The organism is Pontibacter fetidus (assembly GCF_010119545.1).
Taxonomy (GTDB): Bacteria; Bacteroidota; Bacteroidia; order Cytophagales; family Hymenobacteraceae; genus Pontibacter; species Pontibacter fetidus.
In genome coordinates, this window is the sequence record NZ_JAAEAA010000015.1 from 46,854 (window position 1) to 64,684 (window position 17,831).

Annotated in this window: 12 protein-coding genes; 8 read left to right on the forward strand and 4 right to left on the reverse strand. The window is 46.9% G+C overall.

The features are described 5' to 3' along the window. The first annotated feature begins 17 nt into the window (after positions 1–17). On the forward strand, positions 18–326 hold the full coding sequence (gene trxA, locus GWO68_RS12335) for a thioredoxin (protein WP_162346756.1): 309 nt from the start codon (positions 18–20) through the stop codon (positions 324–326). 5 nt (positions 327–331) lie between these two features. On the opposite strand, the gene GWO68_RS12340 is transcribed toward trxA, so the two are convergent. Both GWO68_RS12340 and GWO68_RS12345 read right to left on the reverse strand, forming a co-directional pair. After that, positions 332–1,750 carry a sensor histidine kinase gene (locus GWO68_RS12340; protein ID WP_235942050.1) on the reverse strand — a complete coding sequence of 473 codons (1,419 nt, stop codon included), beginning with the start codon at positions 1,748–1,750 and terminating at the stop codon, positions 332–334. Further along, positions 1,683–3,077 (reverse strand): sigma-54-dependent transcriptional regulator, encoded by a 1,395-nt coding sequence (locus tag GWO68_RS12345; protein ID WP_162346757.1) that lies wholly within the window; start codon positions 3,075–3,077, stop codon positions 1,683–1,685. The genes GWO68_RS12340 and GWO68_RS12345 overlap by 68 nt, the downstream gene beginning before the upstream one ends. 285 nt (positions 3,078–3,362) lie before the next feature. On the opposite strand from GWO68_RS12345, the gene GWO68_RS12350 reads away from it, so the two are divergent. The 7 genes from GWO68_RS12350 to GWO68_RS12380 all read left to right on the forward strand — a co-directional run bounded on the left by GWO68_RS12350 (position 3,363) and on the right by GWO68_RS12380 (position 13,960). Further along, positions 3,363–4,613, forward strand: a complete 1,251-nt coding sequence (locus tag GWO68_RS12350; RefSeq protein ID WP_162346758.1) for an efflux RND transporter periplasmic adaptor subunit — start codon at positions 3,363–3,365, stop codon at positions 4,611–4,613. Between the two features lie 140 nt (positions 4,614–4,753). Then, on the forward strand, positions 4,754–5,470 hold the full coding sequence (locus GWO68_RS12355) for an ABC transporter ATP-binding protein (RefSeq protein WP_162346759.1): 717 nt from the start codon (positions 4,754–4,756) through the stop codon (positions 5,468–5,470). Beyond that, positions 5,451–7,850, forward strand: coding sequence for an ABC transporter permease (locus GWO68_RS12360; RefSeq protein ID WP_162346760.1), 2,400 nt, complete (start codon positions 5,451–5,453; stop codon positions 7,848–7,850). Before GWO68_RS12355 ends, GWO68_RS12360 begins: the two co-directional genes overlap by 20 nt. 69 nt (positions 7,851–7,919) lie before the next feature. Continuing rightward, the gene (locus tag GWO68_RS12365) at positions 7,920–8,663 is read left to right on the forward strand and encodes a toast rack family protein (RefSeq protein WP_162346761.1); all 744 of its coding nucleotides are present in this window, start codon (positions 7,920–7,922) and stop codon (positions 8,661–8,663) included. Between the two features lie 81 nt (positions 8,664–8,744). Continuing rightward, complete coding sequence (locus GWO68_RS12370; protein WP_162346762.1) at positions 8,745–10,628, forward strand: M61 family metallopeptidase; 1,884 nt, start codon at positions 8,745–8,747, stop codon at positions 10,626–10,628. Between the two features lie 213 nt (positions 10,629–10,841). Beyond that, a complete protein-coding gene (locus GWO68_RS12375; protein WP_162346763.1) occupies positions 10,842–13,154 on the forward strand; it encodes a TonB-dependent receptor in 2,313 nt (770 codons plus the stop codon). Next, on the forward strand, positions 13,154–13,960 hold the full coding sequence (locus tag GWO68_RS12380) for a DUF4249 domain-containing protein (RefSeq protein WP_162346764.1): 807 nt from the start codon (positions 13,154–13,156) through the stop codon (positions 13,958–13,960). Before GWO68_RS12375 ends, GWO68_RS12380 begins: the two co-directional genes overlap by 1 nt. A gap of 659 nt (positions 13,961–14,619) precedes the next feature. Here GWO68_RS12380 and GWO68_RS12385 read toward each other — a convergent pair. Together GWO68_RS12385 and sppA are read right to left on the reverse strand one after the other, a co-directional pair. After that, entirely contained in the window at positions 14,620–15,435 is an 816-nt protein-coding gene (locus GWO68_RS12385) for a purine-nucleoside phosphorylase (RefSeq protein WP_162346765.1), read from the reverse strand. Positions 15,436–15,714: 279 nt separating this feature from the next. Continuing rightward, the gene (gene sppA, locus GWO68_RS12390; protein ID WP_162346766.1) at positions 15,715–17,478 is read right to left on the reverse strand and encodes a signal peptide peptidase SppA; all 1,764 of its coding nucleotides are present in this window, start codon (positions 17,476–17,478) and stop codon (positions 15,715–15,717) included. Positions 17,479–17,831 lie beyond the last annotated feature (353 nt).

Here is a 17,831-nt window from a genome sequence, read left to right on the forward strand (position 1 = left end):
ACAGAACCTCTAAAACTATGGCTAAAAAATCATTTAACGAACTTATCAGTAGCCCGGGCATGCCCGTTTTAGTTGACTTTTATGCCGACTGGTGTGGACCCTGCAAAGCTATGAACCCAGTAGTACAACAGGTAGCATCCGAATTTTCGGGGAAGCTGAAGGTGATAAAAGTGAATGTAGATAACAACCAGGCTGCCGCTTCGCAATACCGTGTGCAGGGCGTGCCAACATTTATTCTTTTCCATAAAGGACAGGCCGTATGGCGACAGTCCGGGGCATTGCCGGGCAACCAGTTAGCACAGGTTATTAAGAAATATGTGGAGTAATATTTTTACAACTGCAACGTAAACACAGTCGGTCCGCCTGCTTTGCTGTTAACGCGTATGCTCCCGCCATGCTGCCGCATAATTTGCTTGGATAAGCTGAGACCTATACCGGAGCCTTGCTTTTTGGTAGTATAAAAGGGGATAAACAGCCTGTCGAGCACTTCATCCGGAATACCGGGGCCGTTGTCGCGCACTTCTATCCGTACGTTAAATTTGTGGTTTTCGTCTCCGTAGGCTATCACTTCCACGCGTGGGTCTGTACTTTGGCGGCAAGCTTCATTGGCATTCTTTATCAGGTTTATCAGTACCTGTTCCAGTTGTTCGGGGTCGGCTTGCAAGGTAATGTCTGATGGTGCCAGGTATACGGCCAGCTGTATGTTTTCTTTTTCAAAATCAGGCTTCATCAGGGTGTGTACATCGCGGAGCAGTTCGTTTATACTTACCTCCTGAAGCTCGGGCAACGGCAGGCGCATTAAGCGGCGGTAGTTCTTCACAAAATGCAGCATGCCTGTAGTGCGCCGTTCAATCGTTTTCAGTCCGTCCTGTATATCTTCAAGGGCCTCCTCGTTAATAGGCTCTCCTACTTTGCGGGCGGCCATTTCATCTTCCAGTATGCTGGCAACGGTAGAAGTCAGCGAAATAACCGGTGTCATCGAGTTCATGATCTCGTGTGTCAGTACCCGTATCATCTTCTGCCAGGTCTGTACTTCCTGCTCTTCCAACTCGGCCTGTATGTTATGCAAGCTCACTATTTTTATGCTTTTACCCTGCGACACCAGCACCGTGGCATGCACCGAAAGCAATAACTGGTCGTGGTTATGATGGAGCGTTACTAGTGCTTTTTCGTTGTTGCCTACTTTCTGCAGCACATCCAGTAGTTGTGTACTGATGCGGTCCAGGGCTTTAATGTTGGTAAGGTGAGGTTGTTGTAATAATTCTTTCGCTACATGGTTCAGGAGCATTACATTTCCGTCCGCATCAAACGATAGTATACCAATACCTATATGCTCCACTATAGCTTGCAGGTATAAATAGTGTGCCTGCTTCTCGGCTTTTATTTTCAGAAAGGAGTCGGATATCTCGTTAAAGGATTTGTATAGATGGCTGAACGTAGGGTTACCGCCTTTTTCGGGAAAGCGCTGCGTAAAATCAGAATGCCGGATAGATTCTATAAAGCTGGTTATATCGCGGTTGGTACGCTCTACAAAATGGATCAGGGCGTATAGTTGTAGCGCCAGCAACACACCTATACAGAAAGCAGTAACATACCAGTCGGTACGGAAAAGCACTACCAGCAAGGCCACCATACTTAGCATGGCCAGCACCACCTGCAGCACCAGCCTTGCCCTGAAACGATTAAAGGCCATGTTTCTCGATGCGGCGGTACAATGCGGTTCGGGTAATGCCCAGCTCTTTGGCGGCATGCGTAATATTGCCGGAGTGTTTTACCAGCATTTTCTGCACCATCATTTTCTCCAATGCATCCAGGGTATAATCTCCTTCCGATAGCTCGTGGCCACCATGTCTGGGTGTTGTTTCGGTAACCGGGCTTCCGCTTGCATTCGGGGCAAAATAAAAATCATCGGCGTGCAGTTCGTTGCCATCGCAGAGTATAACTGCACGCTCCATGGCATGGTCCAGTTCCCGCACGTTGCCCGGCCAATGATATGCGGTGAGGCGATGCATGGTCTGTGCATTTAAACTAAGGTTGGGTCGGCCATATTTCTGGCTATAGTTCTGCAGGAAATGTTCGGCCAGTAATTTTATGTCTTCGCGGCGCTCGCGCAGGGGCGGCAGTTGTATCTCTACAGTATTAATGCGGTACAGCAAATCCTGCCGGAAGGTGCCTTGTTTTACCATCTCGTACAGGGGCATGTTGGTCGCGCAAATTAACCGTATATCAATTGGGCGTGGTTTGTTGGTGCCGAGCCGGGTTACCTGCCTGCTTTGCAACACGGTTAGCATTTTAGCTTGCAACGCAAGCGAAAGGTTTCCTATCTCATCCAAAAACAAGGTGCCGCCATTTGCAGCTTCCATCCGGCCTACCCGGTCTTCTTTGGCATCCGTAAAAGAACCCTTCGCATGCCCGAACAATTCGCTTTCGAACAGGGTTTCGCTTACGGCGCCCAGGTCTACTTTCTCGAAAGCATGTTCTGCCCGCCTCGATTTCTGGTGTAATGCCCGTGCTGCTACTTCCTTGCCTGTTCCGTTTTCGCCAAGTATAAGTACGTTAGCATCTGTGGCAGCTACTTTATCTATAGTTTGGTAAACGCGTTGCATAGCCGGCGATGTACCAATAAAGTCACCGTAATGGAACGTAGTATAGTGCGTTGATTTTGCAGTAACCGGTGCAATTTGCTGTTGCCGCACCTGGCAGGCGTTTTTAAGTATAGCTACCAGTTTATCGTTTTGCCACGGCTTCAATACAAAATCCGAAGCTCCCTCTTTTAAGGCACGCACCGCCAGTTCAATATCACCGTAGGCGGTCATCAGAATAACGGTAACCTTCGGGTCCAGCTGCTTAATTTGCTTTAGCCAGTGCAATCCCTCTTTACTCGAGGTGGCACCCGCACTATAGTTCATATCCAGCAACACTACATCTATAGGTTGCTCGGTAAGTATAGCCGGAATCTGGTAAGGGTCTGAGGTAGTCTTTACAGAAGTAAAATATTGCTTTAGCAGCAGCCTGCCAGCTGTCAATATATCTTCTTCATCATCTACAATTAATATCTGGCAGGTAATTTTGCTCATAAACTAAGGGCGATTTATACTATTGCTAATACTAATGTAAGTGTTTTTTATGCAATTTATCAAACTATCTGCTATGCTTTAAAGGGGCTCTACATTAAGTTTATAGCTGTTCCCCATTCCTGTTTCAGGAGAGTGTCCGGTAGCAGACAGTACACTGTACGTTTGCGGACACTCTAAACATGTAGCAAAACCTATACTTATTCATAATTTATTGATTTTAAACCATTTAACTAAAATGGCATATATATTGACATAGGCCAAAGCACAAGCCACAATTCTTTATCTATGGATCGCATCATCGAGAAAAAAAAGTATCCTCCTAAAAAAATAGCCATCATAGCCGCTGTTTCGCTGGTACTGGTGGTGGTTATTTATAACCTGCTTTTTGCCGAACATACCTCTAAACTAAACGTGGAGGCACAGCGCGTAACGATGGGCAATGTGCAGGAAGGTACTTTCCAGGAATTTATTGCAGTTGATGGCTCTGTTGACCCACTAAAAACGTTCTTCCTGGACATTACGGAAGGCGGGCGAGTGGAAAAGATTTATACCGATGACGGTAAAATGGTACAGAAAGGCGACACGATCCTGAAGCTCTCGAACACGACGCTGCAGATTGACTTTATGACCCGCGAGACCCAGCTGTACGACCTGATGAATGAGCGCCAGAACTCGGAGATATTGATGAAGCAGGACCAGATTCGCAAAATGAACGAGCTGACCGAGATAGAATACAACCTGATAACCGCCGAGCGAACTTACACCCGCAACAAAATGCTGATAGCGGAAGGCGCTATCCCAAAAGAAGAGTTTGAGACATCGAAAGATAATTACCTATACTTAAAAAAGCGCAAAGACCTGGCTGAACGCGCAGTACGACAGGATGCACAGCTAATGAACGACCGGCTGCGCCAGTTGGATGAGTCTATCAGAAGAATGCAGGCGAACATTGGCATGGCCCGCAACACCCTTAACAACCTTTATGTGGTGGCTCCCTTCACTGGACAGCTCTCTACCCTGAAAGCCGAAGTAGGCGAAAGCAAAGCCGCCGGCGAAAACATTGGCCAGGTAGATGACCTGAACGGCTATAAAGTGAAAGCCAACATTGACGAGCATTACATTTCGAAAGTATACCCGGGCTTAGATGGCAGCTTCGAGTTTAATGGCAAGACCTACCAGGTAAAGGTAACCAAGGTTTTCCCGGAAGTGCAGAACAACACGTTTCAGGTAGATATGGAATTTGCTGACGGAACCCCGGAAGGTATACGACGAGGCCAGACACTGCAACTTAAGCTTAACCTGAACGATGGCGGCAAAGCTATACTTTTACCACGCGGTGGGTTTTACCAAAGCACGGGCGGCAACTGGGTTTTTGTAGTAGATAAATCAGGTGACTTTGCTGAGAAGCGGACTATAAAACTGGGTCGCCAGAATCCGAACTACTATGAAGTGCTGGATGGCCTGAAGCCCGGCGAAAAAGTTGTGCTCTCGTCCTACGACAGCTACGGCGATATAGACCGGCTGGAACTTAAGTAAATGGCTAAATGGCTAAAGGTTAAATTGTTGACGCACCATGATTTAACAATTTAACAATTTAACAATCAACAATATAACAATTAAAATTCCGCTCCGCTAGTACAAAATAAAACTAAAAACATTTAAAGCTACCACACCACATGAACAAGGAACTATTAATCGAAACAAAGCAGCTACAGAAAAAATATGTAACTGATACCGTAGAAACCACTGCCCTTGCCGGTGTGGACCTACGCATTGCGAAAGGCGAGTTTGTGGCCATTATGGGTCCGTCGGGTTGTGGAAAGTCTACGTTGCTGAACATACTGGGTTTACTGGATAGCCCCTCTGGTGGCATGTTTAAGTTTCAGGGAGAGGATATTACCCATGCCAGCGAACGCCAGCGCGCCAAAATACGCAAGCACAACCTGGGTTTTGTGTTCCAGAGCTTTAACCTGATAGACGAGCTGACTGTGGAAGAAAATATTGCCCTGCCACTGGCCTACCTGGGCGTAAGCAAAGCCGAAACTGAGAAGCGTGTAACCGAAGCCATGGAACGCATGGGTATTGCGCACCGCCGCAACCATTTTCCGCAGCAGTTGTCGGGTGGCCAGCAGCAGCGAGCCGCTATTGCCCGTGCCACAGTTTCCAGCCCAAGCCTTATACTTGCCGACGAACCCACCGGTAACCTGGACTCGGTACACGGCAGAGAGGTAATGGCATTGTTAACCGAACTGAATGAAGCCGGCACTACCGTAGTAATGGTAACGCACTCCCCTTCCGATGCCGAATACGCACACCGTATTGTTAACCTGTTTGACGGGCAGATTGTAACTGAGAACCTGAACGTTAGAAAACATGCTGCAGAACTACTTTAAAGTAGCCCTCCGCAACCTGTACCGCAACAAGGTATACTCTGCCATCAACATTGCCGGGCTGGCCTTGGGGGTGGCTTCGTGTATCCTTATATTCCTGTATGTGCAGGACGAGCTAAGCTATGATAGCCAATTTAGTGATGCAGACCGCATTGTGCGGGTAGCCGGCGAAATAGAGCATGATGGCCAGACAAACAAGTTTGCTTTGTCTGCGCCAACGCTTGCCCCTTTCCTGCTAAAAGATTACCCCGAGCTGGAACATGTAACCCAGTTACTGCCTGCCAATAAACAAACCATCTGGTACAAAGACCGCAGCTTTAACGAGGACAAACTGCTATTTGCTGACAGCGCTTTTTTCGAGGTTTTTGACTATAAATTCCTGGCCGGTAACCCTGCTACAGCTTTAGACCAACCCCGAACTATAGTTGTAAGCGAACAGATGGCGCAAAAGTATTTCGGAAGCCCAGACAAAGCATTGGGCGAAGTCCTTAAATTCAGCCGCGACTCTTACAGGGTGACCGGTGTTTTTACGGACGAAGGCAATTCCCATATCCAGGCCAATGCTTTCCTGGCCCGCAGCACTTTCGACACACAACAGCAGGATGTATTAACAGATAATAACCACTGGTTTATGTTGAGCCGGTATACGTATGTCCTGCTGCGGGATGAAGCCCAGATCGCTCCTTTCCAGGAAAAACTGAAGACCTTTGCAGCTACCCATATTACTCCCTGGTTAAAGGAAAACGACTTGCAGGCTTCGGTAAAATTTGTGTTGCAGCCACTGCGCAGCATTCATTTCAATACAGAATATACAGAAGACATATCCACGCCGGGCAATATCAGCTACATCTATATTTTCTCGGTTGTCGCTGTTTTCCTGTTACTTATTGCAAGTATAAATTACATGAACCTGGCTACCGCCCGCTCCGCTAAACGCGCCAGGGAAGTTGGTTTACGAAAAGTAGTTGGGGCTTACCGTTCCCAGATCATTGGCCAGTTTATAGGCGAATCTCTTTTGATTACTCTGTTGGCCGTAATTCTGGCGCTTGCCCTGGCACAGATCCTTGTTCCTACTTTTAATTCGCTTACAGATAAGCAGTTCAACTCAAATTTCTTTTTACAGAAGGAAGTTATAGTTGTGCTGCTTGCCATTATCCTATTTATCGGGGCGGTAGCCGGTAGTTATCCAGCCATATTCCTGTCTCGGTTTAAGCCTGTTGATGTACTGAAAGCAGACAAAGCACCCCGCGGTGGAAACGCTGCTTTACGCAGATCGCTGGTTGTTATCCAGTTCACCATTTCTCTTATACTGATCATAGGCACGCTGGTGGTTTTCAGCCAGATGCGGTTTTTAAAGAACCGGGATCTTGGGTTCAACAAAGAGCAAGTGCTTATTATCGACATCCCGACCGGTGACTCTACTTTGGTAAATCAACTGCCCAGTATAAAACAGGAATTACTGCGCAACCCCAACATCGAACATGTATCCAATTCTTTAAATATACCGGCAGGCGACTTAAGCACCATACTGGTGTATGCTGAAAAAGATGGCGGCACCCTGCAAAATGCCATGAATGCGATGTTTGTGGATTATGATTTTGTGGATGTAATGGGCATCGATCTGAAAGAAGGGCGCAACTTCTCTAAAGAATTTAAAACAGACCTGAAAGGTGGACTGATCGTGAACGAGGCAGCCGTAAAAAAAATGCAGTGGAAAAATCCGATCGGTAAACGCATTCAGATGGCTGACTGGGATGCAAAAGTGATAGGCGTGGTAAAAGACTTCCATGTAAAATCGTTACATAGCAAAGTAGAGCCTTTAATACTGGCCCTTACCCCCGAGTCGTCGGGTTATTTACTGGTACGCATGAAACCGCAGGACATGCCGGCAACTATAGCTTTTGTACAGGAAAAATGGCAGGCATTCGACACCAAACACCCGATGGAGTATTTTTTTATGGATGAGTATTTTGATAAACAGTACCGGGCCGAGGAAAAGATGCTGACCGTGTTTGGGTACTTTGCCGGGCTTACCATTTTTATAGCATGCCTGGGTCTGTTTGGGCTGGCCTCGTTTACAGCGCAGCAGCGCACCAAAGAGATTGGCATCAGAAAAGTGCTGGGCTCATCCACTACAAGTATAGTTTTGCTGCTCTCCCGCGATTTTGCTGTGCTGGTTATGGTGGCTATACTTATTGCCATACCTATTGCCTGGTATGGCATGGATAAATGGCTGCAGGATTTTGCGTACCGCACGAACCTGAGCTGGTGGATTTTTGCCGTAGCCGGGCTCGCCGCCATGAGCATTGCATTGCTGACTGTAAGCTTCCAGGCCATAAAAGCTGCCATGCTCGACCCTATAAAAGCGATCCGGACACAATAAGAGTTTAGCCTGTGCAGTCCGGAAAGTGCAGGCATCTGTTTATAGTTTATACTTATACTCCCTGAAACCATGAAAAAACTGCTTTATCTTGTGTTGTTTATAGTTCCGGTTGCGCTGCTGGCCCAGAACACCAAACTGTTTAAACAGGCTGTAAAGGCTGATAACGTAAAACAAGCTATAGTTAAGTTAGAGATGCCGGCTGGTGAGCTGCACCTGAAAACCGGTACTACGCAGCTAATAGACGCACAGGTAAACTATAACCAGGCCGGCTGGAAACCTGTTATGAACTATAGCAAAAGTAACGGCGGCGCCAACCTGACGCTGAAGCAGGAAGAAATCAGCAACAAGGAAAATAACGGCGAAAATAAATGGACCATTAACCTGAATAAAACTATACCGCTGCAGTTAGCTGTAAGTATGGGCGCCGGCGAAGCAAACCTGGACCTGAGCAAAAGCCGCCTTGAGAAACTGGAGGTAGAAGCCGGCGCAGTGAGTTGCAATATAAACCTGGCAGGCAGCGCTGTAAAAACAGCTAAGATCTCGGCAGGTGTTGGCGAACTGAATGTGGATATGTCGGGTAACTGGAACCATAATGCGACGGTGGATATTTCGGGAGGCATTGGCGATGTAAAGCTGAAACTACCAAAAGGTACCGGTGTACGCATTAAAGCATCGGGGCTTGGCAGCAGAAACCTGAACGGCTTTAGAAAGAATACCGACTACCACCAGAATGCTGCTTTAGGTAAAAGCAAACATACGCTAACTATAAACGTATCCGGTGGCATGGGCAGCCTTACTGTAGTAGAAGTATAAAACACTTGCGGCGCACTGCCTGCTACTATTGCTTAAAACTAACTGCCCGATTTAAAAGCTTCCGTTACCGAACCCAAACCTATGAAATTAAGAAAACCACTCCTGCTGCTTAGTCTTGGCATTTTACTGGGCTGCTCCTCTGCCAAATCAGTTCAGACCTCCCAGAAATCATCGGAAGACCAGTACCACGTAACCATAGACCTGACCAAGGTAAAGGACGACAAAGTACAGGTAACCATGCTGGCACCGGAACTGAAGCAGGAAGAAGTTATTTACAACATGCCTAAGATTGTGCCGGGCACGTATTCAGTTTCTGATTTCGGGAAGTTTGTTTCTGAATTTACGGCTACAGATAAAAAGGGCCAGAAACTGGCTGTAGAAAAACTGGACGTTAACCGCTGGCGCATTAAAAATGCCAACGACCTGCACCAGGTAAGCTACTGGGTAGACGACTCTTTTGACGCCACCCAAAAAAAGGATGTACTGTTTGAGCCCGGCGGAACGAACATAGAGGCAGGCAATAACTTTTTACTCAACACCTTTGGTTTTATAGGTTACTTTGAAGGCATGAAAGCACTGCCTTACCAGCTAACTATAACCAAACCACAAGATTTTTATGGGTCCACGCCGCTTAAGGTAACTTCCAGCACAGCTACTTCCGACACATACCAGTTACCGGATTATGTAACGCTGGCCGACTCGCCGCTGATGTATAACCGCCCCGACACCACCGTACTGGACTTAGGTGAAACCGACGTTTTGGTATCGGTTTACTCGCCAAGCGGTAATATTAAATCTCAGCCGATTGCCGATAACTTAAAAGAGATACTGGAAGCGCAACGCAGCTACTTGGGTGGCAAACTGCCCGTAGATAAATATGCCTTCCTGATCTATGTACCGCAAAAAGTGGGCAAATCGGGTTCGTTTGGTGCCCTGGAGCATTCCAATTCATCTGTATACTACCTGCCCGAAATGCCGGAAGCCCAGTTTAGCAGCACCATGCGCGATGTAGCCGCCCATGAGTTTTTCCATATTGTAACGCCGCTTACTATCCACTCCGAACAGATCGGTAATTTCGATTTTATAAACCCGGATATGTCGAAACACCTGTGGCTGTACGAAGGCGTTACCGAATATTTTGCCTCGCATGTGCAGATCTATGAACACATTATGGACCTGGATACTTACCTGGACAAGATACAGGAACACATTGCTACCTCCAGGGCCTACTATAACGACACCGTGCCCTTTACAGTGATGAGCGCTAATGTGCTGGGCAAATACGAAAAAGAATATGGCAACGTATACCAGAAAGGCGCTTTGATAGGCCTGGTGCTGGATATACGCCTGCGCGAACTATCGCAGGGCAAGTATGGCCTGCGCAACCTGATGCAGGACCTGGGCAAAACCTACGGCAAAAACAAGTCTTTTAAGGATGATGAACTGTTTGATAAAATTGCCGAGCTGACCTACCCGGAGATACGCGAGTTTTTTACCAAGTATGTAGAAGGCAAGCAACCCCTGCCGCTGGAAGAGACCTTTAAAAAAGTAGGTATAAACTATGAGCCCATGTCGAAGCAACTGGTAAACTCGTATGGCAGCTTTGTGCCGGGTTACGACAGTGAGAGCGGCAGAATTATAGTTGAATCGACGGATGGAATGGATGCTTTTGGTAAAGACCTGGGCCTGAAAAACGGAGACCAGCTGATAAAATGGAACGGCACCGATATAGCACCAACTAACATCCGCGACCTGATCGGGAAGGAACTACAGGAAATGAAGCCCGGCGATGAGATAACCGTAACTGTTGGCCGCAAAAATAAATCCAAAGCTATAGAAGAAATAACCCTGAAAGCTAAGGTACGACAAGTGGAGCGCATGGTGCCCCATTACCTGCAACCAAACCCAGACGCAACTCCTGCCCAGTTAGCACTGCGCTCAGCCTGGTTAAATACAAAAAATTAATATAAATAAACTATATTGTAAAAGTAGAAAGGCGCTGTGTACAGCGCCTTTTGCTTTCTATAGTTGTCAGGCGGAGCTACTATAAATCACGTTTTCTTTAAATTCAGGAACTTCTAAAACAATAACGCCTGTTGGGTACTTATTCCATAGTCCGGGAATTCGTATTTTCCGGATTTATGTATCTTTGTGCCTGATTATCAAACTATAACCTGAATGCCCTTTTCTTTTAGCCGGTATCTTTTTCTGTTATTTTTTGTTCTGTCTGCCAGTATTGGCTTTGCCCAGCAGTACCGGGTAAGCGGGCTTGTAAAGTCGGCTGCAGCAAACGAGCCCCTGATTGGCGCTACCGTAGCAGTACCTCAATTAAGGCAGGGCACATCTACAAACGCAACCGGGTTTTATAGTTTAACCCTCCCGCCAGGCACTTATGACCTGCAAACTACCTACATCGGTTACCTGACCACCACTCAAACTATAACCGTTACCAACGCTGACCAAACTATAGACATAACTCTGCAACCAACAGAGAACCAGCTAAACGAAGTAGTGGTAGTTGCCAACAGCCTGCAACAGAAACTGACCGAGAACCGCATGAGTGTAGAGCAACTCTCTACCCGCGAAGCTAAGCTGTTACCTGCCCTTTTTGGGGAAGTGGATCTGATAAAAACATTGCAATTAAAGCCCGGCGTTCAGTCTGGAGGCGAAGGCTCGTCGGGGTTGTATGTGCGTGGCGGCGGCCCTGACCAGAATTTGGTACTGCTGGATGATGCCGTAATTTACAACCCATCGCACTTATTCGGCTTTTTTAGCGTGTTTAATCCGGAGGCTGTGCGCGATGTGGAACTATACAAAGGCGGTTTTCCGGCACAGTTTGGTGGCAGGCTGTCATCAGTACTGGATGTGCGCATGAACGAGGGAAATAACGAGCAGCTGCGTACCAGCGGCGGTATTGGCCTTATTTCATCCAGGCTTAGTATAGATGGGCCTGTCGTGAAAGATAAACTAACTTTCCTGGTAGCGGGCAGGCGCACTTACGTCGATTCGTTTACCCGCGTCATCAACAAACTAAACGAAGATAAAAAAGACTATAACCCGATACCTGACTACTACTTTTACGACTTTAATGCCCGCCTAAACTATAAACCAACCCCAAAAGACGAACTGACCTTAAGCGGTTACTACGGCCGCGATTTCTTTGTTTTTAAGGATTCCGGTTTCCAGTTCTCGTTTGACTGGGGCAACAAAACAGGGGTTATTAACTGGCGCCATAACTATAGTTCGCGGCTGTTCTCAAACACATCGCTTTCGGCAACGGCTTACGAGTACCGCATCAAAAACGAGATCGATGTGTTTAGTTTTAACCTGCGCTCCGATGTAAAAGACCTGACCCTGAAAACTGATTACGAGTGGCTGCTGGATGATAAACATACGATAAAGTTCGGGGCATCGGGCACCAATCACGCTTTTACGGTGGGGCGCCTAAACTTTTCAAGCGATGATAACAGCCTGAATTTTGGTGCGGGCAACAACTATAGCGCCAGTGAGTTTGGGGCTTACCTTTCGGATGATTATAAAATAAATGCACTGCTCTCGCTGAACTATGGCCTGCGGGTTTCGGGGTTTAACAACAAAGGCAAAACCTATTCGGCCCTGGAGCCCCGCGCTGCTGCCAGCTATAATTTAACGGAAAACACGACGCTAAAAGCCAGTTACGCCAGCATGATGCAGTACATACACCTGGTAACCAACTCCGGTGCCTCGTTGCCAACTGATATCTGGTTTCCGTCTACGCAACGCGTAAAACCGCAGCGCTCGCAACAGGTGGCAGCAGGTGTAAGCAAACTTTTCGGCCAGGGCAAATACCTTATCACTAATGAGGTATACTATAAATGGATGCACCGCCAGATCGATTTCCGGGATGGAGCCAATTTGTTTGTAAACGATAGCCTGGAAAATGAATTTCTGTTTGGCAAAGGCGAAAGCTATGGCAACGAACTATACCTGGAGAAAATAAAAGGCCGCACCACCGGCTGGATCGGCTATACCTTGTCGTGGACCTACCGCCAGTTTGACGAGATAAATGAAGGCCGCCGCTTCCCGACGCGCTACGACCGCCGCCACGATGTAAGTGTGGTATTGCTGCACCAGTTAAACGACCGTCTTAGCCTGACGGGCGCATTTGTGTATGGCACCGGCAACGCGTTCTCGTTGCCTGTAGCGCGCTTTGCTTTCCAGGATGTGGAGCGTAAAGAGCCAACCGTTATCCCCATCTACAGCGACCGAAACAGCTTCCGGCTGGATGCCACGCATCGCCTGGACCTGGGTGTAGTCTGGAAGCTTAAACCAAAGCATGGTGAAGCAGATCTTACGTTCAGTGCTTATAATGCCTATAATCGCCGCAACCCATACTTTGTATATTTTGATGAACTGAAGGACGAGCAGGATGAAAAGACCATCGGCTTCCAGGCCAAACAGGTTTCGCTGTTCCCGGTTATCCCTTCTGTTACTTACAATTTTAAATTCTGATGAAACGCATTTTATACCTATACCTGCTGCCGCTTGCCCTGATGTTTGGCTGCAACATGGAGAAAGACATTGAGATACTGCTGCCCGAGCACGAACCCCAACTGGTAGTAGAATGTTATCTGGAACAAGGCAAACGATTGCAGGCAACTGTGTTTGAGACATCTTCTTATTTTGATGCACCTACCCCACCGCTTGTGCCGGATGCCGAAGTATACATTACCTTTCGGGGCAAGCGCATTAAGCTGAAATATGAACCAACTACCAGCGCAAGCGGCAAACGCTTTATAACGCATACTTCTACAACCAGAATGTATGGTACGCCGGGCGAAGTATTTGGCATTGAAGTGATAGACGGCAAAGGCCGCAAAGTAACTGGTTTTACGACCATCTTGCCTAAGGTGCCCATTACCAAAGTAGAGTGGAAGTTTAACGAGAAAGACAAAGCCTATGTGCTTACCTCCTTTCAGGACGACGCCAATGCCACTAACTTTTACCGGTACATGACCCATCGCGGCAAGTTCGACAAAGGTTCTTCCAGGGATTTTGCCGCTACTGACGAACTCAACAACGGAAAAACAACTTCTTACGGTTCAGCTTATGATTATGTAGAAGGCGACACCCTCACACTTACCTTGTACCACATCGAGAAGCAATATTACGACTTCCTGCAATCTACTGACGATGCCAAGAATGCGAATGGAAACCCCTTCGCGCAGCCTGCCAAAGTAAAGTCATCAGTGCAGGGCGGCATCGGCATTTTCACAAACCTGGTTTACGACCGGGATACGGTTTATATCAGTAAGTAAGGGGTTTGTCAACTATAGTCAGCGGCAAGGAAAGTAGTGGGTTTTATAGTTGGTGTTTATTTCATTCCAGCCCTCTCCTAACAGGAGCGGGAGTGTTTTTTCCATTTTATCTGTCATCCTGGAAGTATCTTGTGGAAAGCTAGGAGAAGCCTTTGTCATAACACACCCCTACCCCTCTCAAGAGGGGAATTTTCTGCCTTAGCTATAGTTTGCTTTATGGTTCTATAGTTACAGCCTGTGATCGGACAGGTCGCGACCTGTCCCTACGAAAATACTAACACGATCAATTCCGAAGCGAGCAAGAACAAACTATAGGTAAGCGGTCAACAGCAGAACGATCACAGTCTTTGGGTTGAGCGCCTCGAGAGGTTCCGGTGCCGTCAGGCATTGCGACGTCAGGAGCAAAGGAAGCGAAAGCAGCGCGATGCCCAAAGACGGGCCTCCCGGCCGTGAGGGCACCAAAGCTCATTTGAAACTATAAGCAACTAAAGCTTCCAGGATTAGAGGAAGTTTGAAAGGAAGGCTTTTGACAGAGAAGTACAGGCTTAAACTATAGGACACATAAGATTCCTCGGCTTTGCTCGGAATGGCAAATAATGAAATAAAAATGCCTTGACTAAAGGATAGCCAAGGCATTTTTGTTAATCTATAGTCTCAACTTACTGTAAAGCAATTAACTCACGAATAAGTCGGGTCATAAGTGGCTCGGCTTTGGCAGCGGCGTCCAGGATATCGCTTAATATAACTTTCTTTATCCTGTCTGGGGTACCCATATCCGTGATAACCGAAACTGCAAAGCAAGGCATACCCATGTGGCGCGCAGCAATTACTTCCGGCACTGTAGACATACCCACCGCATCAGCACCAATAGTACGGATGTAGCTATATTCTGCCAGCGTCTCCAGCATTGGGCCTGGTACAGAAGCATACACTCCTGTACGTATGGTAAAGCCTTCTTTAGCGGCAATTTCTACAGCCTGCTGCACCATTTTGTGGTCGTAGGCTTCGCTCATATCCGGGAAGCGTGGGCCGAGTTCATCCAGGTTAGGGCCAAGCAACGGATTTGATGGCTGCAGGTTAATATGGTCGGTCTGGATCATCAGGTCGCTCACGTTAAAGTCTGGGTTCAGGCCACCGGATGCATTGGAAACAAACAGCTTTTGCACGCCCAGCAATTTCATCACGCGCACCGGGAAAACCACCTGGTGCATGGTATAACCTTCGTAAAAATGGAAGCGGCCCTGCATTACAATTACACGGCGTCCTGCCAGCGTACCCAAAATAAGCTTTCCGGAGTGGCTCTCAACCGTAGAAACAGGGAAGTGCGGAATATCGGCATACGACAGGCTGTACTGTACTTCGATCTCTTTTACCAGTGCACCCAAACCAGTACCCAGTATAATACCAAACTCAGGGACAAAGTTATCGGTGTTGTTCTGTATGTAAGCTTTCGCTTCGTGTAATTGCTGCATCATGGGCTTAATCTGTTAATATGCTAATAAGTGAATGTACAAATTTAGATTCAATGAATTTAACAACGCAAAATAGGCGATTTTATAGTTGCTAATAAATGACTTTCATCACAGGTTTAACGAGAGGAACTATAAACACCACAGCATCAAAACTATAGTTTACGGCAAGTTGCAAAGAATACGTTTAGCTTAAAATAAAACCGCCGCAGCTAACTATAGCCACGGCGGTCTGTAACCTATATCTGATGAACAATTAAGTTATTCATTCATCAGTCGTTAAAATTATTCTACGCTCAGGTTGTATAGCATACGCGTCTGGATGCCCTGTAGGTGTTCTACTTTTTTGTACATGTTATACAGCGGGTATAGTTCGCCCAGTTCGGCTTTTACGTACTGCGCTTTTACCTGCGAGCCGGCATCTCCTACCAGTTCCTCCAGGAAAGATTTGCGGGCCGGAAGCTCCGTTAACCGATAGTCGTTTTTGATGTTGGCTTTGGCCGCTGCTACTTCAATGGCTGTCTCCAGTCCCCCGAACATATCAACCAGGTTACGCTGCTTGGCCTCGGCGCCAGACCATACACGGCCCGATGCGTATTCCTTCAGTTTATCCTGCGTCATGCCGCGGCCCTCGGCTGCTTTTTTAGTAAACACATCGTAGATCTGGTTTATCTGGCGCTGCACTACTTCCTGCTCAAAAGCGGTCATCGGGCGTGTAAGCGTTGGCACATCTGAGTATTTGCCGGTCTTCACGTTATCTATAGTTATACCCAGCTTGTTGTTCATAAAGCCCTGTATGTTAGGGATGATACCAAACACGCCAATGCTGCCGGTAATGGTGTTAGGATGCGCTACAATGGTGTCGCAGCCCATGGCCAGGTAATAACCACCCGAAGCCGCCACATCAGACATAGAGGCAATAACCGGCTTTACTTTACGGGTCAGTTGTATTTCGCGCCACATTACATCCGAAGCCAAAGCGCTGCCACCCGGCGAACTGATACGCAACACTACTGCTTTTACTTTATCATCGAGACGGGCTTTGCGAATGGCCTCAGCATAACGCTCGCTGCCAATCTCATCGTCGTCGCCTTTGCCATCCACTATATCGCCTTCGGCATAAATTACGGCAATGCGGTTTTTAGAAGAGTTCTTCTCTTTCTTGCCTTCCGCTTTTTTATACTTGCTAAAGCTTATCAGTTCCAGTTTGCCATCTTCCTTTATACCCGCTTTTTTCTTCAGGTAAGTGATCGCTTCGTCATAATACCCTACGTCTGTTATCAGGCCATACTTCTTGGCATCGGCGGCATCGCGCACCAGCAGGTTATCCGAAATGTTCTTTAGTTCTTCGTAAGTCTTGTTGCGGGCTTTGGCTATGTTGCGCAGCTGAAAATCGTTGATCGAGTTCAGGAACGACTGCATCTGTAAACGGGCAGGGTCGCTCATTTTATCGAGGAAGAAAGGCTCTACAGCGCTTTTAAATTCACCAACTTTAAAAATCTGGGGTTTTATGTCCAGTTTATCCAGAGTGCCTTTAAAGAAATATACCTCGGAGCTCATGCCGTTAAATTCCATGGTACCTAATGGGTTCACATAAATCTTATCAGCTACGGATGACAGGTAATACGCTTTTTCGTTTGCCATATCGGTATAAGACACCACAAACTTGCCCGACTTCTTAAAGTCGATCAGTTCGTTCCGGATCTCTTCCAGTTTGGCCATTCCTGCATCTACAAACCGCATGTTCAGGAAAATCCCTTTTATGTTGTCGTCGGTTTTGGCTTTGCGGATAGATGCTTTGATCTGGTCCAGTCCGTCGGTGCTGGACAGGCCACCAAATGCAAAACCAAGTTCCTGCCATGGGTTGTGCGGGTCGCGCTCAGTTATCGGGTTATCGAGTTTCAGTTCCAGTACGGAGTTCTCCACTATCTTCACTTCTTTATCAGAAGCGGCACTGGCGGCAATACCGATCAGGATAAGGATGCTGATGAAAGCGAATAAGAGCAGGCCAACTATAGTTGCCAGCACATATTTCAGAAAGTTTAGCATATAAGTTTTGTGAGATAGAACAATGTGTTGTATTTACAAAGTATACTACTTTAACTACAATAAACGAATTTAAAGCTTATAGTTCAATACTTTCTACCCTTCTCGACCAACCCCGCCAAATACTAGACAAACGTTTTGAGTTAGAAAGTTGGGAAGTTAGAAAGTTAGAAAGTTGTTTGAGTTTTGGAGTTAGTGAGTTTAGGAGTTAAAGAGTTTAGAAGTTAAAGAAGTTAGAAGGTTAAAAATTGATTGTAGAGACGCAATATTTTGCGTGTTGTTAGCAACGAAGCTGTAAGTTTCAGTAAGTATAAATCTACTTTTAAATCTCAACAATATAACCTCCAACAATTTCA